This window comes from Halobacillus campisalis (assembly GCF_030345335.1).
GTDB lineage: Bacteria > Bacillota > Bacilli > Bacillales > Halobacillaceae > Halobacillus_A > Halobacillus_A campisalis.
The window spans coordinates 729,479-755,023 of the sequence record NZ_JAPVRC010000001.1 but is presented as its reverse complement, the minus strand read 5'-3'; the positions used below and the strand labels follow the sequence as shown (position 1 = coordinate 755,023).

The following is a 25,545-nucleotide window of genomic DNA, read 5'->3' as shown; positions in this document are numbered from 1 at the left end:
TTAACCATTTATTTTTGTTATGTTAGATTTTAGTTGCGCCGCCTTGCTTATGCTTGTCGTGTCTACCCGAACACCGCCGCTTTTCGGTGCATAAACAAATTGTTAGTCAGTTAAAATAGAAAGTGATATACTCGTTACAGACTAAAAGTTCGAGGAGGAATGTAAAGATGGCACTTGTAAAAGCTACTGATCAAAATTTTACTAATGAAACTAGTGAAGGCCTTGTCCTTGCTGACTTTTGGGCACCTTGGTGTGGCCCTTGTAAAATGATCGCACCGGTTCTTGAAGAGCTGGATGAAGAAATGAGCGATCAGGTGAAAATTGTTAAGCTTGATGTTGATGAAAACCAGGAAACGGCTAGTAAATTCGGTGTTATGAGTATACCGACATTACTTCTTTTCAAAGATGGTAAAGTCGTCGATCAAGTAATCGGTTTTCAACCGAAAGAAGCACTTGCTGAACTTATTACTAAGCACTCTTAATAAGAGCGTAATTTTGAAAATGGCCACGCTGTATGACAGCGTGGCTTTTTGCTGTATAAGATTTCCTAAATGTGGTACCTTTCATATAAGAACCACAATAAGGGTGGGGGAACAACCATGAACAACAATATTAAAGAGAAACTGGCAGTATTGCCGGACCAGCCGGGCTGCTACTTGATGAAAGATAAGCAGAATACAATCATTTATGTAGGTAAAGCTAAAGTTTTAAAAAATAGAGTTCGCTCCTATTTTACAGGAGCTCATGATGGAAAAACGCAGCGACTTGTAAGAGAAATCGTGGACTTTGAATATATTGTTACTACTTCAGAAATCGAAGCCTTAATTCTAGAAATGAATCTCATCAAGAAACATGATCCTAAATATAACGTTATGTTGAAAGATGATAAAACTTATCCCTACCTAAAGGTCACAGCTGAACGTCATCCTAAGTTGATTGTGACTCGTAAAGTGAAAAAGGATAAAGGGAAGTATTTTGGTCCTTACCCGAACGTCATTGCGGCAAGGGAGACGAAAAAACTTTTGGACCGACTTTACCCGTTAAGAAAATGCAATACCATGCCGGACCGGGTGTGTTTGTATTACCACATGCATCAATGTTTAGGCCCGTGTGAGTTTCCGGTTTCTAAAGAAACGAACCAGGAAATCGTGCAAAGTATTACTTCTTTTCTTGGGGGAGGTCATAAGGAAATAAAAAATGACCTCAAAAGAAAAATGCAGGACGCTTCAGAAAAGTTGGATTTTGAAAGAGCCAAGGAGTATCGTGATCAAATCGAACATATTGAGTCTGTCATGGAGCAGCAGAAGATGACGATGAATGATCAAGTGGATCGCGATATATTCGGGTACTCTGTCAATAAAGGCTGGATGTGTGTGCAAGTGTTCTTCGTACGTCAAGGAAAACTGATTGAGCGTGACATTGCTTTATTCCCGTTTTTCGACGACCCAGAAGAAACTTTCTTAAGTTACATCGGCCGCTTCTATTTGCACCAAAACCACCCATATCCAAAAGAGATCCTTGTACCCGTGGCAACAAATACGGAGGTTCTCGAAGGCGTAGTGGAAACGAAAGTAGCTATTCCTATGAGAGGGCGTAAAAAAGAGCTTGTCAATTTAGCTATGAAAAATGCAGAAATCGCTCTTGAAGAGAAATTTGCACTTATTGAACGAGATGAAGAAAGAACAATAAAAGCAGTAGAAAAACTTGGGGAAGAACTGAATATCGAAACTCCTCATCGGATCGAAGCTTTCGATAATTCGAACATTCAAGGGACGGATCCCGTTTCTGCTATGGTGACGTTCATTGACGGGAAACCTAACAAAAAAGAATATCGTAAATATAAAGTGAAAAATGTTAAAGGGCCGGATGACTATGAAACGATGCGGGAAGTCGTGAGGAGAAGGTATTCAAGAGTTTTGAAAGAAGAATTGCCGCTTCCTGATTTAATCGTTGTAGACGGTGGCAAAGGACAAATGACAGCCGCTATGGATGTATTGGATAACGAATTAGGATTGGATATACCGTTATGCGGGCTTGCTAAAGATGATAAGCACAAAACTAGTGAATTACTGTACGGGGACCCTCCGGCTTTTGTGAGCCTGGACAGGAATTCTCAAGAGTTTTATTTAGTCCAGCGAATCCAGGACGAAGTACACCGCTTTGCCATTTCGTTCCACAGGCAGTTACGAGGTAAAGGTGCAATTCAATCTGAACTCGATCAAATCCCTGGTGTGGGGCAAAAGCGCCGTCGATTGTTATTAAGGCATTTCAAATCCGTGAAAGAAATCAAAGAAGCATCCCCGGAGGATATTACAAAATTAGGGGTCCCGTTACCGACAGCACAGAACATTATTGAAACACTCAATAAAGAAGAAGAGCCAGCTGAGGAATAACACTGGCTCCTTATTCTGGTTCTTTTGTTGCAATTATCTCAACAATATGTTCTTTTGTGTTTATTTCTTCAATGCATTCATATGTATCTTCTGTTACAGATTTTAGGATCTCTGCTAAAAAACCGCATTCGAGCCTGAAATCAACTTTGAACATTTTTTGATTCAACCTTTTCTCAACGATATGTCCTTGAAGGTTGAAAATCATTTCTTTTCTTTTTTCCTTGACCAGCTGTAATTCGCCCCAACCCAAGTATTGGAAAAACTCATATAATTCTTCAAATGTATTTATACTGGTTTCCCGTGCGATATTTTTCCCCATGAAATAAAGTAAAGAGGGGGCTTCTTTCCCAAGAAAATCGGGTAAAGAATAATAGCGCAGCAGGTCGAACCCCGCGCCTGTAGCGACTAGCGATGAAATGTTTTCAGTAGATAGCTTAGCAGTTTCTTTCATAACGTTCATTCCTTTCTACTTCATTATTATCGCTTGAATTAAAAAAACTAGCAACATATTCAATAGATTTTAAGGAATTGTGAATTTTTGGGGATTTCTACTAAATAATGAACAGGTTTTCTTGACGCTATTCCCCGATAGAAGTACAATATACGTGTCACAAATTGTACATTTAGCAGTTTTGATCATGGAAAAATTGGGGATTTCCTATCTTTTTTGAGCCTTTATAAAAGCGCTTAACTGTCTGAATAATGTGCATAATACTATAGTCATCATCTTCTAGGGGGGTAAACATGGCAGGATCACGCGGATACGTTAATCGAAGACTACATTCATTATTAGGAGTAGTTCCTATAGGAATTTTCCTGATCCAACACTTAACTGTGAATTTCTTTGCAACTCGTGGGCCAGAAGCGTTTAATGCGGCAGCACATTTTATGGAAAGCTTGCCTTATCGATACGTTCTGGAAATTTTCATCATCTTTTTACCACTGTTATTTCATTCGATTTATGGAGTATACATTGCATTCACGGCTAAAAGTAATTTGAAAAACTTTGGATATTTCAGGAACTATATGTTCATGCTGCAGCGTTTTACGGGTATTATTACACTCATATTTATTGCTTGGCACGTATGGGAAACTCGTATTGCCATTGGATTCGGTTGGGCTGATTTAAATTATCAGCTTATGGAAGGCATCCTTACTGACCCATTCTTTTTCTGGTTCTACATAGTAGGGGTTATCTCCACAACATTCCACTTCTCGAATGGACTTTGGTCCTTTTTCGTTAGTTGGGGAATTACCGTTTCTCCACGTTCACAGCGCATTATGACGTATGTGAGCATCATTGTATTTATTGCAATTTCATACGTAGGTGTTCGTACATTAATTCAGTTTGCCTACGGAGTATAAATTTATATACGGTTAGAGAAAGTCAAGGGAGTGAGCATTAATCATGAGTAATCGAAATATAGTTATTGTTGGTGGGGGACTAGCTGGTCTAATGGCAACAATCAAAGCTGCTGAGAAGGGCGTTCATGTCGACTTGCTTTCAGTAGTACCTGTTAAACGTTCTCACTCTGTATGCGCCCAGGGCGGAATTAACGGAGCGGTCAACACGAAGGGTGAGGGGGACTCACCATGGGAACACTTTGACGATAGTGTATACGGCGGTGATTTCCTGGCAAACCAGCCGCCGGTAAAAGCCATGTGTGATGCAGCACCTGGAATAATACACTTGCTGGACCGTATGGGAGTTATGTTCAACCGTACCCCTGAAGGTTTGCTCGATTTCCGCCGTTTCGGTGGAACACAGCACCACAGAACAGCATTTGCCGGGGCAACTACAGGACAGCAGTTGTTATATGCTTTAGATGAACAAGTTCGCCGCCACGAAGTGAATGGACTTGTTACGAAATATGAAAACTGGGAGTTTCTTTCTGCAATCGTTGATGAGAAAGGCGTTGGGCGAGGTGTGGTCGGTCAAAATTTAAGTAACCATGAGCTTAAAGCTTTCCCTGCTGACGCCGTGATCATGGCGACAGGCGGTCCTGGCATCATCTTTGGAAAATCCACGAATTCTGTCATCAACACAGGGTCTGCGGCTGGTTCTTTATTCCAGCAGGGAGTGGATTATGCAAATGGTGAATTCATTCAAATCCACCCGACTGCCATCCCTGGTGATGATAAGCTTAGGCTTATGAGTGAGTCGGCTCGAGGTGAAGGCGGAAGGGTTTGGACTTATAAAGATGGGGAACCATGGTATTTCCTTGAAGACAAGTACCCTGCCTACGGGAACCTGGTGCCTCGTGATATTGCTACACGTGAAATTTTCGATGTATGTGTCAATCAGAAGCTTGGTATCAATGGCGAAAATATGGTGTATCTGGACCTTTCTCATAAAGACCCTAAAGAATTAGACGTCAAGCTTGGCGGTATTATTGAAATCTACGAGAAGTTCGTTGGGGAAGACCCAAGAAAAGTACCGATGAAAATCTTCCCTGCTGTTCATTACTCTATGGGAGGACTTTGGGTTGATTTCGATCAAATGACGAATATACCTGGGATTTTCGCAGCGGGAGAATGTGATTACACTCAGCATGGGGCTAACCGACTCGGAGCAAATTCCCTGTTATCATCAATTTACGGTGGTATGGTTGCCGGTCCGAATGCTGTGAAATATACAGAGGATCTGGAAACCATTTCAGATGAAATGACTTCAACTCTATTTGACGAAGCGCTTAAAACTGAACAGGAGAAATTCGAAGCTATTATGAATATGGATGGCGATGAAAATGCGTTCCAAATTCATAGAGAGCTGGGAGAATGGATGACCGATAACGTTACAGTTGTTCGAGAGAATGATAAACTTTTAAAAACGGATGAAAAGATTGTCGAGCTTATGGAACGATATAAGCGGATCAATATCAATGATACATCCCGTTGGAGTAATCAAGGCGCAATGTTTACTCGTCAGCTATGGAATATGCTTCAACTAGCTCGAGTGATTACACAAGGTGCTTATAATCGAAATGAAAGCCGCGGTGCACATTATAAACCAGAGTTTCCTGATCGTAATGATGAAGACTGGCTGAAGACAACGGTAGCAAGCTATGATAAAGAAAATAATAAGCCTGTTTTCCGTTATGACGCTGTAGATACATCTTTGATAGAACCGCGTAAACGTGACTATTCGAAATCCAAATAAAGGAGGTCCATCATCATGAGTGAAGAAAAAAACATTACGTTTATAATCACACGACAGGACGATCCGAATTCCCAGCCGTATGAGGAAACATTTGAGATTCCTTATCGTAATAATATGAACGTTATTTCTGCTTTAATGGAGATTCGTCGGAATCCAGTTAATGCTGAAGGGAAGACCACGACACCTGTCTATTGGGATATGGGATGTTTAGAAGAAGTTTGTGGTGCATGTTCAATGATTATTAATGGGAAGCCGAGACAGTCTTGTACCGCTCTTGTCGATCAATTAGACCAGCCTATCCGCTTAGAACCTATGTCGACTTTCCCGATCAATCGTGATTTGGCCGTTGATCGTAACCGTATGTTCGACTCTTTGAAAAAAGTGAAAGCATGGGTTCCTATTGATGGTACACACGATCTTGGTCCTGGACCGAAAATGCCTGAAAGTAAAAGACAATGGGCTTACGAGCTATCTAAGTGTATGACTTGTGGTGTATGTTTGGAAGCTTGTCCTAACGTTAACAGTAAATCGGACTTTATTGGTCCAGCTGCACTTTCACAAGTTCGCTTATTCAACTCTCACCCGACAGGTGCGATGAATAAGAGTGAGAGGCTCCAAACGATTATGGATGCAGAAGGGATTATGGGCTGTGGTAATGCGCAGAACTGTGTAGAATCATGTCCTAAAGGTATCCCGCTTACAACTTCTATCGCTTCGTTATATCGTGATACAGCGATTGAATCTTTCAAAAGCTTCTTCGGAAGTGACCAAAGAGTTTAAATCAATTTATTTATCAAAAATACTTCTGCTCATTGAGCAGAGGTATTTTTTTGTGTGTCAGGGTTGCCCGCTATTATTGTAGTAGTATAATAGAATGGATTGACATATATAAAGGTGGATTTATCTATGCGCTCGATTAATACAAAAGAGTTATTGATTCTATTATTTGTACTAGGATCTGCCAGCTATATTATTTTTGTTTCTGTCACACAGCCTTTTCTGGGCATCGAACTCGAAAAGAATGGGGAACAATTTGAAATCACCCATATTAACGGGGATAGCTGGGGTGACAAGCAGCAGGTTCCTTTAGGGGCGACCGTTGAAAATGTGAATGGAGAAAGTCCAGGAGAACATTACACAGTTACCATGTTTAAAACACTGGAAAACGCAAATTCTTTTACATTGAATCATGATGGAGAATTTCTAAGTTATGAACAAATCGAACAGTCTTCTGCAACACATTGGGCATTTTTCATTATATTGCCGATTATTTTTCTGTTGTTCGTACTGTGGATATCGCACCTTGTAAATAAAAAAGTAAATAAACGTTATTCTGCGAATTTGCTCATGCTGTTCTTTTTAATGATAGCTGTTGGCTATATCAGCAATGGTGGAGCGGTACGCGCTGACTTCTACAGTTTATTCATCAATGTTTTTTTGTTTTTGCTTGCTCCCGTTGTATTGATACACTTTTTGTATAAATATTTCTCGGAACTTGGAGTGTATTGGTTTTCAAAAAATTGGTATCAAGTATTATATATTTTGGTTGGAGCCGTAACCTTACTGGAAGGTTATTTTATATTGACGAACCAATACCCGTCAGTTTATTACTATGTTCCTCGAATCTTTTTATTGGGATTATATATTATTTCTTTTTTTATTATTTTCAGAGGATTATTTATTCACCGGAATCATTCCCATGGTACGTTGTTCAAGTATGTAAGCATAGGGATGACGGTAGGCTTTTTTCCGTATATTTTCTTGTACTTGATTCCTGCTTTACTGCTGGATACAAAGTTCATTCCTATTGAATTTGCAGGGGCTTTCTTGACAGCGCTGCCTGTTACTTTTATGTATTTAATTACACGTGAACGACTGATCGATATTAACTTTTATATGGGAAGACTGCGATACTACTTATTTCTTTCATCAATTCCAAGCTTATTGATTACTATCGCTTTAGTCTTATTCCTTAGAGACAGCGTTTCAGTTGTCCATTATATCGAGATCTACTTTATCATCAACGTTTTGCTCATCGTGTTTCTTTCTTTAAAGGAAATATTGGACTTTAAGCTTCAGCAGTATCTATTCGCTGCTCGTTATAGTTATCAAGAGAGTATGCACCGCATGTCCAAAGATATGAAAGACCAGACAAATGCGGTCGACTTAATGAAAGTATTGAGAAATGAGATCAGCAATGTACTAAACGTTAGAGAGATTTATATTTATTCAAAACACAACAAAAAACCGCTTTATTGTGTATACGATCCAATTCCTGAAGACTATATCGAGCATGTCGATTATCATTTGACCCATCACAGCTATGATATCGGCTCCATTATTGAGACTGAAAAAGGGTTCGGGGTCATCGTTGGATATTCTTTAGAAAAAATTACAATGCTCTGGTGTAGAGGGAAGAAGGATTTCACCAGGTTAAATCGGGATGAGAAGACGTATCTTCAGACGATATCTCATAATGCCAATATTGCTATTGAAAATATGAATCTCATTGAAGATCTGCTTAAAGAGCTGCGAACCCTTCGAAGTGATCAGACTCAACAATATCCAGCATGGTTATCAAGGCTTTTATTTACGATCGCGGAAAACCAAAGGAAGCAACTTTCAATTGACCTTCACGATACTGTTTTGCAGGAACAGCTTTATCTTTACCGTAGGATGGATGATTTAGTCAGCAAACGTAAAGACTTACCGAAGACTCTTGTAACGGAACTTAATATGTTCAAGGAGTCGATATTGGATAGTATACATTTGATTAGAGAAACGTGTAATGAGCTAAGGCCAGCTTTTATTGAGGAACTCGGATTGGTACATTCGTTAGAGGACCTTATTGAGCAATATCAGCTTAGGTCTAATTTCACGGTATACTTTTCACATGATAACTTTGATGCGGAGCTTGATCAGGAGCGGATTCTAGCAATCTTTCGAATTGTCCAGGAGTTATTGTCCAATGCGATGAAACATTCTGAAGCGAAAATTGTTAAACTCAGTCTTTCCAATTTAAGTGAAGAGGTTACTTTACTTTACTCTGATGATGGGCAGGGCATGGATTATTCATTTCAACGAGATCTTTTCTCTCATATCGGATTATCAGGAATCGAACAAAGGGTTCACGGCTTAAACGGCCGTTTGCATATTGATACTTCGCCGGATCAAGGATTCAAATCAATGGTTACTTTCCCTTATAACTCAAGAAAGGAGGCAAAAGTATGACTCGTGTACTCATAGTGGACGACCACCCAGCGGTCGGTGCTGGAACCAAAGCCATGCTGGAACAAGAGGAGGACATGCAGGTAGATGTCATCGATCAAGCTGAGGAGGCAGAGGCGACACTTGCACACCAAATTTATGATATTGTGCTCCTTGATTTATATATGCCTGGAATGAGCGGTGTCGATTTAGCGAAGGATTTACGCAAGGACCACCCGGATTTAGCCATTCTTATTTATACAGGGTTTGACTTGAGTACTCATTTTAATATGCTGGTGGAAGCGAATATCAACGGGTTCGTTAGTAAAACAGCTTCTAGTGAGCAACTTATTAATGTAATTCGCTGTGCACTTCGAGATGAAGTCGTCATTCCTCTTCACCTTTTCAAACAATTGAGGCGGTCTGAAGCCAGCGTGAGCGATATCTCTGAAAAAGAAGGAGCTCGACTTTCGTTAAATGAAAAGGAACAGTCCATACTAAGAGAAGTATCTTCTGGTTTGACAAACCGGGAAATCGCTCAAACCCTTCATATGTCACAGCGCAGCGTAGAGTATACGTTAACGGGTATATTCAATAAATTGTCCGTAAAGTCGAGAACTGAGGCCTTATTTAAAGCTCAGGAGTTAGGTCTTGTATCTAAAACGTAAATGAACGGCACATGGTCACCCCTACCTTCATACGATACAATGACTAAATAATTCCCTCCGTACAGAGCTCTAGACAACAAGGAGGGGTTCGCTTGTGAAGGAGGAGGGCTATAGGCCAGCACAGATTCTGACTAAACGCGAGCGCGAAGTTTTTGAACTATTGGTGCAAGACAAGACAACAAAAGAAATTGCTAAAGAACTGTTCATCTCAGAAAAGACGGTTAGAAACCATATTTCTAATGCCATGCAAAAACTGGGCGTTAAGGGCAGGTCTCAAGCTGTAGTAGAATTACTGCGAATGGGTGAATTGAAGCTTTAGCTTTGATGTGCCATGCTAGATAGCAGGCAAAGACCTTTCAGGTATTAGATTGTCTATGCCTGGGAGGGTTTTCATTTTTAGAAAGTTTAGCTTGATATTTATCTCAAAAAAAGTAAGATATATAGAATAGAACAATTTGTTAGGAGTGCTGTAAGTGGTCGAATCACATCCCGCGGCGTCAATAGCCAATGTTGAAAAAGAATTAAGGTACATATCAGGAATTATTAAACAAAAAGGAAGAGAAATTCTTGACCAGTATCCAATAACAGCCCCTCAGTTTGTAGCTATTCAGTGGCTGCTTGAAAAAGGTGATCTGACGATAGGTGAGTTATCAGACCATATTTATTTAGCATGCAGCACAACAACAGATCTAGTGGACCGTATGGAAAAGAATAAACTGGTGGAGCGGGTCCGTGATCCTAAAGACCGCCGGGTAGTTCGTATACACGTTTTAGATAAAGGAAAACAGATTATCCACGAAGTGATTGAAAAGAGGCAGGAATACCTTAAAGAAGTCTTAACTGAAATGCCAAGTGATGACGTGGAAACTTTAAATAAATTATTGAGTCTTCTGCATGATAACATGCTACACACATCTAAGTAGACGCAGAGAAGAGGGATATGCTTGGAACAGCCTATAGGAGTTATAGATTCAGGGGTCGGAGGGCTGACCGTGGCCGTGGAGTTGATGCGTCAGCTTCCTAATGAAAAACTCATATATCTGGGAGATACGATCAGGTGCCCGTATGGCCCGCGCCCAAAAGAACAAGTGAAGCGTTATACTTGGCAGATGGTCCATTATTTATTAGAAAAAAACATTAAAATGCTGATCGTAGCGTGCAATACGGCTACGGCTTATACTCTGCGTGAGCTTCAATCAACGCTTTCTATTCCCGTTATAGGAGTTATTGAGCCTGGCGCAAGAGCGGCGATTAAAAACAGCAAAAACAAACAAATCGGTGTTATTGGTACAGAAGGCACAATCAAGAGTGAAGCGTATCCTCATACCCTTCGGACAATCGATCAAAGTATTGTCGTAGATGGTTTGGCTTGTCCGTCGTTCGTCCCGATGATAGAAAGTGGCGTTCTATCAGGTCCTGAAGCAGAAGAGATCGTTTCGAAAACCTTGAAGCCTTTTAAAAATCAAAAAAATATCGATACGCTGATTCTTGGATGTACCCATTATCCTATTATAAAAGATTTGATTCAAAAGGAGATGGGTTCTCACATTCAAGTTATCAGTTCTGGAGAAGAAACGGCAAGAGAAGCCAGTTTGATTCTTGCTTATCACAGGTCTTTAGAGCAAGGGAACAGAAGTCCTGTTCACGAATTTTATACAACGGGTGACACAGAGAAATTCCGCCATGTGGCGAATCGCTGGTTTGAAGAACCGATTCAAGTGCTTAACTACGTCAGCCTGGACCCGATACAAAGCTCCGCAAATTAATGTGGAGTTTTTTTGTTCGGCTGGTCTAATCCCTCAAAAAGCTCGTATATATGGTAGTACAAACTATCATGGGAGGGAAAGGCATGAAAACTTGGGGAATTAAGCCATTAACAATTGTAGCTCTTCTGAGCATGGGTATGTTGACTGGCTGCCTCTTTGAGGGGGAGCAATCCCTGGAGGAAATGGATGGTCCTCCTGAAGAAGAAGCAGCAAGTACAGATACAATAACCGAAGAAACTGAAACGGAAAGTGGAGAAGGTGAGGAAGGGGAAGGTACTGAAGAAGAAACTTCCGGAACAGTTGAAAGAGAATTATATCTTCTTGACTCCAACGGAATGGTTGTACCGCAGACGCTTGAAATACCGGCTTCTGAAAATGTGGCCGGACAATCATTAGAATACTTGGTCAAAGATGGGCCAGTTACTGAACTTCTCCCATCAGGCTTTGAAGCCGTACTTCCAGCAGGAACGCAAATTCAGGGAGTGAACCTGGTAGATGGGACAATGACTGTTGATGTTTCGAAAGAATTCCAAGAATATGAAGCGGAAGATGAAGAGGAAATTTTACAAGCTATGACCTTCACTCTTACGCAGTTCGATAATGTGGAAAGAATCAAATTATGGATCAATGGCCATGAACAGAAGACAATGCCTGTGAGCGGAACCCCAATATCCGATGGGGTTTCCCGTTCTGACGGGATCAATGTACAGGAAAGCTCAACGAATGATTTAGTGAACAGTGAACCAGTGACTGTGTATTATCCGAGTCAGCAGGATGGTGAAGAAGTTTATCAGGTCCCTGTAACAACGAGAGTAGCCAGCGGAGAGGATTTATATACAACTGTAGTACAAACCCTCCTGAATGGCCCCGCACTTGGCACATCGCTTATGCAGCCTTTTAATGAAGGAGCGGAAGTAAGTAAGGCAGAGATGAAGGACGGAGTGCTGTCAGTCACTTTCAATGAAGCGATGCTGACCGGTGAAGAAACAAAGGCTCTGTCGAATGAAGCCTTATCAAGCTTAGTGATGAGTTTGACAGGTCTGCCAGACGTAGAGTCAGTGGAAGTGATGGTAGAAGGAGTAGAGGATGTATTAAATGAAGCTGGAGAACCAATTAGTGAACCTGTAACGAAATCTGACATAAAAGAAGCTGAAAGTTTATAAAGTTTCGGTTAAAGAGCCACTCTAAAATAAGAGTGGCTCTCATTGTTTATGCAAAGCAGAAGCTTATTATGTTAAGATAGTCAAGGATAAAAGGAAGAATGGAAAGGGAGGACGTTTACGATGAGAAGTGATCAGCGTGAAGTCAATGAACTTAGAAAAATTACAATTGAAACGGACTATGTAAAACACCCGGAGGGGTCTGTATTAATAAGCTTTGGAGATACAAAAGTAATTTGTAATGCAAGTGTAGAAGATCGTGTTCCCCCTTTTCTCCGTGGACAAGGAAAAGGCTGGATCACAGCTGAATATGCTATGCTCCCAAGAGCTACTGAGCAACGAAATATAAGAGAATCCTCTAAAGGGAAAGTCTCTGGCCGTACGATGGAAATCCAGCGTCTGATCGGTCGTGCCCTGCGTGCTGTAGTGGATTTAGATAAAATCGGTGAACGCACTTTGTGGGTGGACTGTGATGTCATCCAGGCTGATGGCGGTACAAGAACAGCATCCATAACCGGTGCGTTCGTAGCTGTCGTTCTTGCGTTTGGAAAGATGGTAGATAAGGGTACAATTAAAGAACTCCCTGTTAAAGATTTTTTGACGGCGATTTCTGTAGGGGTTTTAAAAGATGGAAAAGAAATTCTCGACCTTTGCTATGAGGAAGACAGCCAGGCTCATGTAGATATGAATGTAGTCATGACTGGACAGGGAGAATTCGTAGAGCTTCAAGGGACAGGGGAAGAAGCTACTTTCTCGATGAATCAACTTCAAGAGATGCTATCGCTGGCTCAAGAAGGTGTAACCGAACTGATTACATTGCAAAAAGAAGCTATTGGTAAATGGTCGGAAACAATCGAATCTAAACAATCCTCAAAAGCAGCGGGAAAGTAATCATATGAAACAATTGGTGATTGCTACTAAAAACGCTGGAAAAGTGGAAGAGTTCCGTACGATGTTTGCCAATTACAACATCGAAGTGAAGTCATTATTGGATTTTGAACAGCCTATCGGAGATATTGTCGAAGATGGAGACTCGTTTGAAGAAAATGCAATAATAAAAGCAGAAGCCATTGCAGAAAAATTTCAAATACCAGTCGCTGCTGATGACTCCGGTTTAGAAATCGACGCTCTTGGCGGAGCACCAGGCATTTATTCTGCCCGCTATGCAGGCGAAGACAAAAATGACCAGAAGAACTTAGAAAAAGTCCTTCATGAGTTGAAAAGCACCCCTGCGGAAGAACGCACTGCACGTTTCGTCTGTGCAGTAGCTGTAGCTCGACCTGGCCTTAGTACATTTGTGAAAAGAGGAACATGTGAAGGTACAATCGCTGAAGCTCCACGTGGAAACGAAGGGTTCGGATATGATCCGATCTTTATTCCTCTCCATTCCAATCGTACAATGGCAGAACATAGTTCAACAGAAAAAAACTCGATCAGTCACCGTAAACAAGCGATTCTGAAAATTGAAGAATGGATACAAGAACATTTCTAAAGAGGTGATTCTAAATGCCAAAAGTATTAATTGTAAGTGATACACACGGTCTTACGGACAAGGTTATTGAAATTAAAGAGCGTCACCAGCATGAAGTAGATGCTATGATTCATTGCGGTGACTCAGAGTTGGCTTATGCTTCAGAAGAACTTGAAGGATTTTATTATGCGAAAGGCAACTGCGATTTTGAACCGGAAATGGAAAACGAACAAGTAGTGCCGGTCGGTAATATCAAAATCCTTGTCGTTCACGGCCACCTGCATCAAATTAAATCAACATTGCTCCCATTATCTTATCGTGCGGAAGAAGTAGGTGCACAAATCGCCTGCTTTGGACATTCTCACATGGCCGGAGCAGAAAAAGTAAACGGAAAACTCCTGATCAATCCAGGTAGCGCTCGCGAACCGAGAGATCATAAGGAACCGTCTTATGCAATTTTAGAATGGCAAAGTAATGATAAAATCAGCCTGCAATACTATCACGTCAACGGTGAGCCGATGCCTGAACTAAGAATGGAAACATCACTTGCAGCAGAGAATTAATTCTTTGCTGCAAGACTGTTGACAAATCCGCTGATAATTAATATACTTATTCTTGTCCGAAAAAACAGGACAGCAATTACAAATTGCTTTATTAAATACATATTCATGAACTTTTCTAGAAAATCAGTAGAATAAAATATGCGGGTGTAGTTTAGTGGTAAAACCTCAGCCTTCCAAGCTGATGATGAGGGTTCGATTCCCTTCACCCGCTCCAATTAAATTACATATTTTGTCCCAGTAGCTCAGCTGGATAGAGCAACAGCCTTCTAAGCTGTGGGTCGGGAGTTCGAATCTCTCCTGGGACGCTAACTAATAAAACGCTGAATCTCTTGTGTATCAAGGGATTCAGCGTTTTTCTTGTTTTGAAAGGATTGGGGCTGGTGAAACTCTAAACCGCCTTTTGGGGCAGAATTGGGGCAGGATTTTTATCCAATGGAATCTTACGTTGTATTCTTACCTCTTATAAAAATAAATTGGAGAATAATCTTCCCTTTGAATAATTTTGGTATTTCAAAGTCCATTTTATGATCATACTATTATAGAGGTGATTGAAAGTGGGAAGACGGAGAAGAACTTCATTTGGATATTTACCGATATTACTGGCCATTACATTATTTATATATGTGACAATATTAATCGAAAAATTTTTTTATTGGCTGATGTCATTATCTCCATTGACATGGCTGACAATGATCTTCGCAATTATTGTTTTTGTAACTCTTTTTCGTAATCACCGAATAAAGAAAAAGATAATAGAAGAAGAACTAATTGCTCACGAGAGAAAAATTGTGTTAAAAAGAAAAGGTAACCTTATTGATTTAAAGAAAATGCTTCCTTTAGAATTTGAGTATTTTATCTGTGACCTGTTTTTGCAAATGGGCTACGAAGCTGAAGTTACCAAAGCAACAGGAGATGGAGGGAAAGACATTGTATTAAGAAAAGGAGATTATTGCGCAATTGTAGAGTGTAAACGTTACGACAAAACAAAAGTAACTAGACCAAAAATACAACAGTTTCATAGTGCAGTAATTGATTGTAAAGCTGAAATTGGCTTTTTTATAACGACTGGGGAATATACACTTCAAGCAAGAAAATATGTTTTGGATAAACCTATAGATTTAATTAATGGGTCTCAATTAGTAAAGTTAATTGAAAAGGTGACTGAGAAACAGTGTACAGCAGAAAACTTTGGTTTAGTCTTAAAGAAAATATAGGGGAAAGCTGGAAGCTATTCAGGCTTTCAGCTTTCCTTTGATTCTAGTTTTCAGCAGAGTGGTTTTTATTAAAAAACTCACTAAAATGAGTTGCAGCTAACTGATCCACTTCCTCAATATGATGACCGTAAATATCCATGGTTGTCCCGATTTTCCTATGACGTACTCTCTGACTAATGGATTTAGTAGGAACATTCTTCTAAATTAAATAAGTAACAGAGTAGTGTCTCAAATCATGGAATCGAACGTTTCCGATATCATACCTCTTTCTAAAACGCCCCCACCATTGACTAACACTATCCGGGCGCATTGGCTTTCCCAATTCATCAGAGAAGAGGTATAGGTGCTCTGGGTCATACCAACGATCCCTGAGCTTCATAAAGTGCCTTTTCTTCTCTTTAACTATCTTATCAATCATGGTCATTAATTCTACTGGAACGGCTGCCGTACCATCCATGCCATTTTTAATTGATTTCACTTTTAATCCTTCACCTTTAACTTGAGTCAGAGATTGTTCAAACCGAATAGCACTTTTCTCAGGTAGGATGTGACGACCCTCTATAGCGACTAATTCACCTTCCCGACAACCTGTGACGAATGCAATCCAGAACATGACCTGCTTCTCGAATGGTTCGTTACCAATACATTCAATAATGTAATCAATCGTACCTTTAGAGAAAGATATAGCATTCTTGTTTGAGTTCGTAGGGAGCTTAATATTTTTCGCAGGGTTGTTTTTAATTAATCCAAAATCAGCTGCGACCGATAAAAGGCTGTTAAGAGCTTTGTAACAGTTTCGAATAGTGGAGGAGGACAATGGAACCTCTTTACCATCAAAACGGCTCTCACCCTTCTTTAATTGATCGATAAAGTCAACAACATGCATAGGTTTAATATCCATAAGTCTTAGATGACCTAACTGGGGAAGAATTCTTTTCTGAATAATATTAATGTATTCGTTTTTTGTACGAGGTGCAAAATGATCTTCTGCATAATTAGTAAGCCATTCCTCATAAAAATCTTCTAACTTTGTATAGGTGGGCTTAGTATAATCGCCAGAAAGCACTTCTGACTCAAATTTAGCCAGTTCTTGCCTTGCTAGAGTCTTATTCCTTACTTTAACGTTTCTGCGCTCTCTGATAGCTTTTCCTTTTGCATCATATCCAGTAACAACCGAAAGACGAAAAGAGCCCTTACCGCGTTTCTCAATGCTTCCCATAGCTTTAACCTCCTTTACAAGTACCGTAAATGATCTTCAGTAATTTTTGTGTGACATTTCTCTTGCCTTGCTGAGATGTATCTTCTTTGGATTTGATCGAGTCTCTCCACATATAATTCAGGGGCCACTTTAAAATCTAGGGACAATCTTCCAATAATTTCAGGATCCTTGAGGTTATACTCCTTAATCATGTGATAGGGAAGAGCAGCATATAGAGTAAAGTTACGAGCATCTCGCTCCTGTAGCTCTCTAAAGGCTTCAGGCATCATTGTTTGTTTTCCTACATGACGTAGGGCGTGGCAAAATTCATGAAAGAATTGTTCGCGTTGAATTAATGGATCTTTAGTGGAATTAATAACGATTTCTTCGTACCTTCCAAATCGTGCATATCGTGATTCAATTGTGTGCTTTATGTACCAGTTGGACACCCAATCTTCTAGTGCTGTTATCGTATACTGTGAGAAATTCATCCTGTCACCTTCATTGAAAATATTATACGAACAAATGTTCTGTTATTGCAAATAAAAATACCCATCCATAAATTGAATGGGTATTTTATTAAGTTTAAGGATGAGCAGGGAGGAGTTTGTACTGTGTGAAAATAATACTATCATCCTTGCTTATAGTACGAATGTTTCATCTAACATCCCAACTATGACTTTTGAAAATATTGTGAGAAGCATTAGTTATTGTATGTTTAGAATTTCCTTAAAAAATTATTTTTTCTCTCATTGTTAGCATCTCTTAAACAATTTTCAATTCTATCATTTATATACTTTTTAAGTGGTATTATTTCAATACCTAATTGAAAATTATCTACCATTGATAGCAAATTACGCCATTTAACAGCTTCAATATCTCCGATAATTACATCACCATTATAAGTACCACCATTACCTACCCACCAAATCTTTGAAAAATCTTCTGTGCTTTTATTATGGTTAAGATATTGTAACAAAACGCTTTCAAACATGTAATCCATAGAATGGAGTACAATATCTATAATGACATTCATTTTCTCTCTATTATCAAAATTCTTTTTAACATAATCTAGTATGAATGTTTCAGCATTTGTTTTAAAAGGACTCTTAAGATCTTCAAATAAATTATTGAGGGGATGGCTAAGTATTCCAAAGAAAGGTAATCTATCTAAAATAGAATCAAACGCCCTTTCAATTTCATGAGAAATGCCGCTGATTTGCCAGATAAAGCTAAGATCGTTGTGCTCATAATTTCTTTGTTTATCTTGATACATAGTATCTAAGTAAGGAGTTAAATAACTTGGTTTTTTATTCAAGATATTAATTAAGCCAGTTCCATTATAATCAAAATGGGCATTTAGCTTAGCCTGTTGTATATAGGCTTTAAAAATAATATCAAACTCTATATTTAACTTATTAAAATAAAGAGTGAATATTTCTTCCCGAAGGATTATCGGATTACTATTGGAAGAGTTTCTCTCAACAATTATTTTTAGTAATCCGTCAAACAAATTAGGTTCTATTTCAAGAAACTTCTCTAATACGTGAAAATTAATAGTTACTTCCTCATCGCACTTCTCCAGAGCTTTAGTAATTTCTCCAATGTTAACGAAAGAGATGTCAATATTTTCAAAATACGAAAATTGCCAATTTGTTTTACCATAGAAATCTTTATTTTGAATTACTGCGTAAACTTCGTTAGCGTGCGTCTTATTTTTAAGGTGATTTTTTAATGCTAATTTAGGAATGTAGTTTATTGAGTTGTTGTCATTAATAATAAGGTTTAATAAATAGAGACCCATTTCAAAGTTATTAGAGAAAGTTTCATCAATTATAATATCTAATGTATTTAAAGAATTCCAATCGTTTTTTAATTTCTTTTTTAAAAATAAGAAATCCTTGTAAAATTCATCAATATCTTTTCTTGAACTAAACTTAAAATAACTTCGGAGTTGATTTTCTTTTAATTTCTCGTATTCTCTGTAGTCATCAAAATCAAATATTTCCTTGTCTCTTAATCTGTCCCAGTCAATTATTAAATACATTTCATAAGTATCGTTTGTGTAAAACTTCGAAAGAAAGGTGAAATTCGAGTTTTTTATAGAGTTCCATCTGCACAAAGAAATATATTCTTGAACAATATCACAATGGTCAAAAATTGTATTCGTGAAGTGCTCTTGAATCAATTGTAAGAAAAAAGACATATCGAACTCATCGATTTGTTTAATCCTTTTATTTTTATTGTTGCTAATGTAATGTTTTATTACTTCTATAGACTTAGCAGGAAAATCTTTATAGTTATCAATTAAAGCATGCCAAATATTTGATCGAAATTCTTGTACTGCCGTTGTGTTTGGAAGTGGATAATCATAAAAACTTATGGTTAGATTTTTTCCAGCTTTGACTTGGTGAAATGAAGATTCTAAGAAGGTTTTCGCTAATTCATAAAACAACACAATGTATAATTTATCGACAGTTTTAAAACCGTTTATTAGTAGTTCGAAAAGCGTCTTCTGTCTTTCAAAATTTATTAGTTCGTCCTCTTTATCAAAAGTAAGTGTTTCTCTAATTTCAAAAACTAATTCTGGTAAGTACTCAGGGCATTTTCTTGTAAACTCCATTGCTAATGCTAGAGCATCTTTTATATCGTTTGGGAGAGATCTAAATAGTTGTCCAAAAAGGGTAATGGTTTTGTTTCTATTATAAGTGAATTGATTGCGTTCATAGGTGACGTTGTACTCTAGAGAATTATCAGAGGGTAATCTAGAAATTAAATTATATAAAAATTCGAAACACTCTTCTTTTAGGTATGGCCAAAAAACAGCTAAAAACTTATAAGAGTCATTCTCATCAAGCTTCGCTGTTTCCCAATATTTTTGTAACAGAGGTCTTAATTTTTCCATAACGTTCTTAGGGCCAAAAGTGTTGTTTGACGGAATTACACAATCTCTAAACCTTGACTCAAATGAAGGAAAGTAATTAAACAATAGAACTGTAAAGGAGAGCATTTCATCTTTTATGAAGCACTTATAAAAGAAATAGGTCGAGAGATTCTGCTCAGGAATTTTTACATGTTCAAATTGAATGTCAATTATTTCTCTCTTTGCAAGTTTATCCATGGTCTCAATAAAATTATAATAGTCTAAATTGAAACTTTTAAGGATAGGTAATAGTACATTCTTATCTTTATAAGGGAGGGTATGAAAAAAAGCCACTAAACCTAAACACTTTATATCCTGATTGCTAATAACTTCAGTTTTATCTAGGGTGAAGTTAGAGAAATACTTTTCAAATAGAGAAGAAACGTCATATAGAGCGCTTATTCTTTGCTTTGTTTTCGCCAATAATGCAGCCATGATTGCCAGCCGGGGATTACCATCTGCAATTCGAAGAATTTCTTTTTGATATTCAGAATTCAAAATGCGAAATGAATCTGCTTCAATTATATCTATAATTTGCTGATCTTTAAGCTTTGGCACATTAATTTGTGTTGCATTGAGTTCTTTGTGAAGCCACTGCATATCTGGAATTACATAATCTCTAAGTGTAATAATAATCTTTAAGTTACCCTTTCTAATGGAACGATAGTAACCTATTATTTGCTGAAAAGCATCTATCCGGTTAGCATCATCTACGAACAAAATATTATTATGGTTAGGATTAATTACTTGATAAAGATCTTCAATTAAAGTATGACTTTTATATGAAATACAGTAAGCATTATAATCTGGGTTTTCTTCTATATAGCTTTTAATTGTCTCAATTGCTAATTTGGTTTTCCCCACTCCTGGTGGCCCTGATATTATAGTGAAATCATTTGTTTGAATAGCATTAAGAAGTTTTTCTCTTTCAAATTCACGGTGTAGAAATACGTTATCAAGGGGAGTAGAAATACCCTGTGCAGCTTTATTATATTCTTCAATAAATCTATTTATTGAAACCACCTGTCCTGTATCTAGATGAAGCCCTAAATATTCTTTCGCTAGGTCTCTATGGTGCAAATTTATTTCCATTGCAATAGAATCTAAATATTCTATAGTAAGAGTTATCCCCTTATCACGTACTAATTACTGTAATAATTCTGTTTCACTTGTATTTAAATTAAAATTCAAACAAATTATTATTTCAGCTATGTAATTAATATGTATTCCTGTTTTGTCGTCATCTAAGCATTTTTCAATGTCATCTCTTAACTTATTGACTCCTTTGGTGATATTAGTAGAATGTTCTACGAATATATATTTTCCATTTGAAAGAAGAAAGAAGGAATCAGGGGTCCCAACAGTTGTTTTTTGCTTGCCACTCTGGCTGCCGGTACGCGAAAATGCAGAGTAATTATTGTTGCGACGTATTAGAAGGCTATCACAAAGTTCCTGAAATACCGTTTCATTTATTTCTTTTAATGAGTTCTCTATAGATTGTAGTCTTGTCACTCAAATACCACCCTTCAATAAAGAATTAACTGTTATGACTATCATTAATTAATTTGATAAGTTACTCCCTTTAATTTATGATTCTCGAATTTATGAACCACTTTCCTTAAAATTACCTTTTAACTGAGATTAAGAAAACACGTCAATTGACGTGTTTTCTTATTATTTATTTCTTAAATTGTTTCCCTTCTCCACTAAATACTGAAAATACTCTCCACTTCCTTAATTTTCTCAGGACTCATTGATTTCCACTTCTCGATAACATAGGAACGCATAATTTATTGCAAACTATCACAAGCAATCCCATCAGTATCCCTATTCAAATCATGAGGGTCATTCGCTGGTCCACCAGCAGCTTCAAAAAATGCTTGGGCTGATGCATGGTCAGGGAAGTCACCACAGTCACGATCAGGTCCAAATGGGTCGTACAAAAGCCCATCATTAGACGGTTCTTCAGGTTCAGGCTCAGGCTCATGTTCTTCCTCAAAGTGATAACCATGATCGTGGTCCTTATGGGCATAACCATCAATTGACCATACACCCTTGCCAGAATCGATTGCTTTCTGTTGAGCTGCATGAAATTCATCAAGCATTGTTAAGTCGTTGTATAAGTAAGCAGTTCGTGCCAATCCTTTTTCCAGCAACTTTTCTTGAATAGTTTCGCCATCAATAAATACATAAGCTAGCAATCGGCCGTAATTGTCACGCTCTTCGCTTCCAACTTTCACTCTTACTTCTTCTCCGGATAGAGTATCCTTAACAAACTGAGTTGCTTCAGGTCCGTAAGGTTGAACTGGTTCAGAAGGATGTACCGTTTCAGGTGTGTCAATAAGTAAGAGACGCACATCTTCTGTTTTACCATCCATGCTCACTTCAATTGTATCTCCGTCAATGACTCGTGTTAATGTAGCGTTTGTTTCATTTTTCTTCTTTTCTGCAGCTTCGGCTTCAGCCTTTTCCTTAGCTTCCTGCTCGGCTTTTTCTTTCTCAGCTTGGGCTTTTTCTTCGGCTTCTTTTTCTTTACGCTCTTTTTCTGCTTGAGCTTGTTCTTCAGCCTCTTTTTTATATTTTTCTTCCTGCTCTTTTTGTTCTTCAGCTTCTTCTTCTTCGGCAGCCTTTAATTCTTCTTCATCTTTTTTGTTTGGATCTGCTCCATCGCCATTACTAGAATTTTTAGGTTCCGTGTCAGTCTCAGCCATGACATCCTCTGTATTAGCTACATCTGTTAAGTTGTCGTTCTCCTCAGTTAGAGCATCTACACTTGTACCAACCAGAAAGATATAGATGAGGATAGCTGTTACCATTTTCCATGCTTTTCCGGTTCTAAATCCTACAATTTTCTGGTGCCATTTTCTTTCTTGTTTTTCAATGTTTGTATTGCACTTTTCCTCAGCGGTTCTTAATACTTTCTTACTGTTATTAATGATCTTATAAACTTTTCCATTCAGCGCTAGAAGGGTGCTCATAGCTCTAAAATCAATCGAAGCTCGAGTGATCTTTTTCCAATGTGTTTGTTCTAGTTCTATTAGTTTTCCTTTTTGATAGGAATAAGCAAAAATTCCGGTTTGAGTAATTGCAGAGTACTGATTGGGTTCATTTGATTTATATAATCCGCCCTCAACCATATAAATAAAATCAGAGTGCATACTCATTAGTAGATTTTTAACCAATTCTTTTTTTGGTAATGCTTTTTCATTTTGCTCATATGGTTGGTTTGACGTTTGAGGGGTGGATTTTTCATCTGCTATATCTGGGTAAACCTGCTCGTTAGTAGATACTCCTGTTTCATTTATTTGAGTTTGAATGTTAAAAAAATTTTTCACCAGTGATCTAAATTTATCTTCATCTTCCTCTATGTGTGCCAGCAAGCAATTGAAGCAGGTTTCTGCATCAAGAGCGTGGTGGGGAAGAGTGTTCTTTAGTTCAACCCATGATTTATTGAATATCCATTTGAGATCATTGCTGTTTAACTTTAAGATTTCAATTAATTGGTTTAGTCGCTTACTTGTTGGCATAGGTGATATATTTTCTGGATCTTCAATAATAAATCCATTGTGTAAACCACTAGTGCTTAAAATAAATGCATGAAGATAATAATTATGTGCATGTTCATAATCTTCTTCATTGTATAATTGGTTTGCCATATTAATTAAGACAATAGTCAATAATCCAAAATTACGCTCTCTCTCATATCTGCTTTTGGCACGTGTATAAAGCCCCCATGAAATTTCGCTGTTACTAGGAGTGTGATTACTCTGCTTTACAAAACGAATTGCACTTGCAGGATAGTAAATACCATCCCTTGAAGATGATTTGTGGGAAGGGATAATATAATAGTATTTCTTAAATACATCCTCGCCTTTTGAAGTAAGTTTCAAAGTTGTATCAACAATATGATGCTGGAGGTCTGCCAAAGGTATTTCTTCTTTAATGCGATCTACGAGGACGGCTTTTTTTCCGGAAACTTTAAGGTTGTGGTGTTTTAAAATCTCCTTTAATTCTGCAACCTTGAAGTGTGGAAGTGATTCATAAATAGTAGCTTGTTCTAAGTAGTTTTCTTTAATTAGATTCTCTGCTGATCGGAGAGCATCAATACCATAATCATATTCAAAATAGAGGGGAAAAGTAGCTTTCATAAAGTTTTTGCCATTTAGCCAATCCAGTAGAATTACTTCTCCAGGTAATAATCCATTCTCTAAAGGTTTCATGTAAATCAAGTCGATTTCATCACGGAAGTCATCATGTGGCAAATGTTTTCAACCTCTCGTGTTCAAGTATTTTAAATCTATTACTTTAATTATAGAAAATTTTAGCAACAATATATATAGAAAATACAATTTTTTCATGTCAAAAAAGAAAAAATACCCAACTAACCACATGCAATAAAAGGAAGCACATCAATAGTGTGATGTGCTTCCTTTTATTATTTAAGATAGGTATAATTTTTTTCTTGCTTTCTATATCCTTCAACTTCTGCACTAACTACTAACACCATATCTGCAATTCCTTAACCTGTTCTTGTCCCATTGAGTTCCACTTCTCAATATCTAAGAAAAAATTGTCTATTCGTATCTTCCTAGAGGTTTCATAATACGGATTCATTCTATACTTCTTAAAATGCGATAAAAAAGGTCATGAAAATCTATTTGAAAAGTACGTATCTATTTAATGAAGGTTTTGTTTTTTTATATAATATTTTATGGTTCGCTTTCATTATATAAAACACTATTTGTATCCTTTTCTTCAATTATAAATTCGGTATGAAAAAGTTTATAAAGAAGGTAATATTTGAGATATTTAATAAAGAAAAATGAGAATAGAAACTAAGCCGGTCAATCTCTTAGAATGTATAGGGGTGGACGTAATACTAATCTTTAGATTGGTGTACTAATTGGACAGTCCATTGTATAGGAATTCTATATAATAAATTCTCTGCATATATTTAGTACAAACTGTGCTGGTATAGAGGGGATATACTATGAAAAATTTCGTGAAGAAAGCATCAGCCATACTTATAGGAAGTGTTTTCCTTTCATTAGGTATCAATCTGTTTCTTATCCCCCATCAGGTATTGGACGGTGGTGTGATCGGCTTAGGGCTAATAGCGAATTATGTATGGGATTTACAAGTAGGCTTCACAATCATATGTGTCAGTATCCCGATATTTACGATCGCATGGTTTCAATTTAGAAGTTATTTCTATAATAGCCTGCATGGGTTGTTAGTCTCTTCCTTTTTAATTGATGTTCTGAGTGATACGAGAAATTATCAAGTTAACATCGACCCTGCGGTCAGCTCGATTCTTGGAGGAGTACTTGTAGGGTGTGGGATCGGATACATGCTCAGACATCAGACGAGCACGGGCGGGACAGATTTACTTGCACAGATGATTGCGAAGTTTATGAAAGTAAACGTCGGGTTTGTTATTCTTTTTATTGATTTGATCGTAATTCTTTTAGGAGGATACTTGTTTTCAGCGCACACCCTCCTGCTTTCAACCCTAACTATCATAAGTGTAGCACTGGCCACTATGCTGCTTACTTCTCAAAGATTCACCCCTAATGCCTCTCTATGAGTGAATAAGATGTGTTCATGAACTGCCTGTGCTATAATAAACGGTGTCAAATATACATATACAGGTTTGTGTCAGCGATACTTCGCAAAACAAAGAAAGAGGCGCCGCATTGGACGCCTCTTCTCTATATTTTTATTAAGGGGGAGTTACATCTACACTTTTCGAGTACATTTCTTTTTTTAGGGTGTTTTCTTATAAAAAGTTTGGAACAGACCATTTTCAAAAACTTACCGGT

General features: G+C 37.9%; 22 protein-coding genes and 2 tRNA genes. 18 read left to right on the top strand and 6 right to left on the bottom strand.

Annotation, left to right across the window (positions count from 1 at the left end; genetic code table 11):
• The first annotated feature begins 167 nt into the window (after nt 1-167).
• Both trxA and uvrC read left to right on the top strand, forming a co-directional pair.
• Nucleotides 168-482, top strand: a complete 315-nt coding sequence (gene trxA / locus O2Q26_RS03790) for a thioredoxin (RefSeq protein ID WP_253934488.1) — start codon at nt 168-170, stop codon at nt 480-482.
• A 117-nt stretch (nt 483-599) separates the two neighbouring features.
• Nucleotides 600-2,393 (top strand): excinuclease ABC subunit UvrC, encoded by a 1,794-nt coding sequence (gene uvrC / locus O2Q26_RS03785; RefSeq protein ID WP_289214619.1) that lies wholly within the window; start codon nt 600-602, stop codon nt 2,391-2,393.
• A gap of 10 nt (nt 2,394-2,403) precedes the next feature.
• Here uvrC and O2Q26_RS03780 read toward each other — a convergent pair whose 3' ends face one another.
• Entirely contained in the window at nt 2,404-2,844 is a 441-nt protein-coding gene (locus tag O2Q26_RS03780; RefSeq protein ID WP_289214618.1) for a YslB family protein, read from the bottom strand.
• A 293-nt stretch (nt 2,845-3,137) separates the two neighbouring features.
• Here O2Q26_RS03780 and O2Q26_RS03775 point away from each other — a divergent pair, with 293 nt between their 5' ends.
• From O2Q26_RS03775 to O2Q26_RS03705, 15 genes are all read left to right on the top strand, one after another.
• Nucleotides 3,138-3,758, top strand: coding sequence for a succinate dehydrogenase cytochrome b558 subunit (locus tag O2Q26_RS03775; RefSeq protein ID WP_289214617.1), 621 nt, complete (start codon nt 3,138-3,140; stop codon nt 3,756-3,758).
• A 43-nt stretch (nt 3,759-3,801) separates the two neighbouring features.
• Entirely contained in the window at nt 3,802-5,553 is a 1,752-nt protein-coding gene (gene sdhA, locus O2Q26_RS03770) for a succinate dehydrogenase flavoprotein subunit (RefSeq protein ID WP_289214616.1), read from the top strand.
• A 15-nt stretch (nt 5,554-5,568) separates the two neighbouring features.
• On the top strand, nt 5,569-6,333 hold the full coding sequence (sdhB, locus tag O2Q26_RS03765; protein WP_253934483.1) for a succinate dehydrogenase iron-sulfur subunit: 765 nt from the start codon (nt 5,569-5,571) through the stop codon (nt 6,331-6,333).
• 126 nt (nt 6,334-6,459) lie between these two features.
• A complete protein-coding gene (locus O2Q26_RS03760) occupies nt 6,460-8,784 on the top strand; it encodes a sensor histidine kinase (protein WP_289214615.1) in 2,325 nt (774 codons plus the stop codon).
• The gene (locus tag O2Q26_RS03755; RefSeq protein ID WP_289214614.1) at nt 8,781-9,428 is read left to right on the top strand and encodes a response regulator transcription factor; all 648 of its coding nucleotides are present in this window, start codon (nt 8,781-8,783) and stop codon (nt 9,426-9,428) included. Before O2Q26_RS03760 ends, O2Q26_RS03755 begins: the two co-directional genes overlap by 4 nt.
• A 94-nt stretch (nt 9,429-9,522) precedes the next feature.
• A complete protein-coding gene (locus tag O2Q26_RS03750; protein ID WP_253934480.1) occupies nt 9,523-9,747 on the top strand; it encodes a helix-turn-helix domain-containing protein in 225 nt (74 codons plus the stop codon).
• 154 nt (nt 9,748-9,901) lie between these two features.
• Nucleotides 9,902-10,351 (top strand): MarR family winged helix-turn-helix transcriptional regulator, encoded by a 450-nt coding sequence (locus O2Q26_RS03745; protein ID WP_289214613.1) that lies wholly within the window; start codon nt 9,902-9,904, stop codon nt 10,349-10,351.
• Nucleotides 10,352-10,372: 21 nt separating this feature from the next.
• Entirely contained in the window at nt 10,373-11,194 is an 822-nt protein-coding gene (gene racE, locus O2Q26_RS03740) for a glutamate racemase (RefSeq protein ID WP_289214612.1), read from the top strand.
• Between the two features lie 83 nt (nt 11,195-11,277).
• Complete coding sequence (locus tag O2Q26_RS03735) at nt 11,278-12,357, top strand: GerMN domain-containing protein (RefSeq protein ID WP_289214611.1); 1,080 nt, start codon at nt 11,278-11,280, stop codon at nt 12,355-12,357.
• A 120-nt stretch (nt 12,358-12,477) separates the two neighbouring features.
• The gene (rph, locus tag O2Q26_RS03730) at nt 12,478-13,245 is read left to right on the top strand and encodes a ribonuclease PH (RefSeq protein ID WP_289214610.1); all 768 of its coding nucleotides are present in this window, start codon (nt 12,478-12,480) and stop codon (nt 13,243-13,245) included.
• Nucleotides 13,246-13,249: 4 nt separating this feature from the next.
• Complete coding sequence (locus O2Q26_RS03725) at nt 13,250-13,846, top strand: XTP/dITP diphosphatase (protein ID WP_289214609.1); 597 nt, start codon at nt 13,250-13,252, stop codon at nt 13,844-13,846.
• 14 nt (nt 13,847-13,860) lie between these two features.
• Entirely contained in the window at nt 13,861-14,388 is a 528-nt protein-coding gene (locus O2Q26_RS03720; RefSeq protein WP_289214608.1) for a metallophosphoesterase family protein, read from the top strand.
• 140 nt (nt 14,389-14,528) lie between these two features.
• Nucleotides 14,529-14,602, top strand: a tRNA-Gly gene (locus O2Q26_RS03715).
• Between the two features lie 17 nt (nt 14,603-14,619).
• Nucleotides 14,620-14,693, top strand: a tRNA-Arg gene (locus O2Q26_RS03710).
• A 249-nt stretch (nt 14,694-14,942) separates the two neighbouring features.
• Nucleotides 14,943-15,602: a restriction endonuclease gene (locus tag O2Q26_RS03705; protein WP_289214607.1), complete on the top strand. Its 660-nt coding sequence runs from the start codon at nt 14,943-14,945 to the stop codon at nt 15,600-15,602.
• Between the two features lie 199 nt (nt 15,603-15,801).
• On the opposite strand, the gene O2Q26_RS03700 is transcribed toward O2Q26_RS03705, so the two are convergent.
• From O2Q26_RS03700 to O2Q26_RS03680, 5 genes are all read right to left on the bottom strand, one after another.
• Nucleotides 15,802-16,821, bottom strand: a complete 1,020-nt coding sequence (locus tag O2Q26_RS03700; protein WP_289214606.1) for a tyrosine-type recombinase/integrase — start codon at nt 16,819-16,821, stop codon at nt 15,802-15,804.
• A gap of 14 nt (nt 16,822-16,835) precedes the next feature.
• A complete protein-coding gene (locus O2Q26_RS03695; protein ID WP_289214605.1) occupies nt 16,836-17,291 on the bottom strand; it encodes an ImmA/IrrE family metallo-endopeptidase in 456 nt (151 codons plus the stop codon).
• A 227-nt stretch (nt 17,292-17,518) separates the two neighbouring features.
• Complete coding sequence (locus O2Q26_RS03690; protein WP_289214604.1) at nt 17,519-20,815, bottom strand: nSTAND3 domain-containing NTPase; 3,297 nt, start codon at nt 20,813-20,815, stop codon at nt 17,519-17,521.
• Between the two features lie 54 nt (nt 20,816-20,869).
• Entirely contained in the window at nt 20,870-21,235 is a 366-nt protein-coding gene (locus tag O2Q26_RS03685) for a hypothetical protein (protein WP_289214603.1), read from the bottom strand.
• Between the two features lie 278 nt (nt 21,236-21,513).
• Entirely contained in the window at nt 21,514-23,985 is a 2,472-nt protein-coding gene (locus O2Q26_RS03680) for a thermonuclease family protein (protein ID WP_289214602.1), read from the bottom strand.
• Between the two features lie 728 nt (nt 23,986-24,713).
• On the opposite strand from O2Q26_RS03680, the gene O2Q26_RS03675 reads away from it, so the two are divergent.
• Nucleotides 24,714-25,310: a YitT family protein gene (locus O2Q26_RS03675; protein ID WP_289214601.1), complete on the top strand. Its 597-nt coding sequence runs from the start codon at nt 24,714-24,716 to the stop codon at nt 25,308-25,310.
• Nucleotides 25,311-25,545 lie beyond the last annotated feature (235 nt).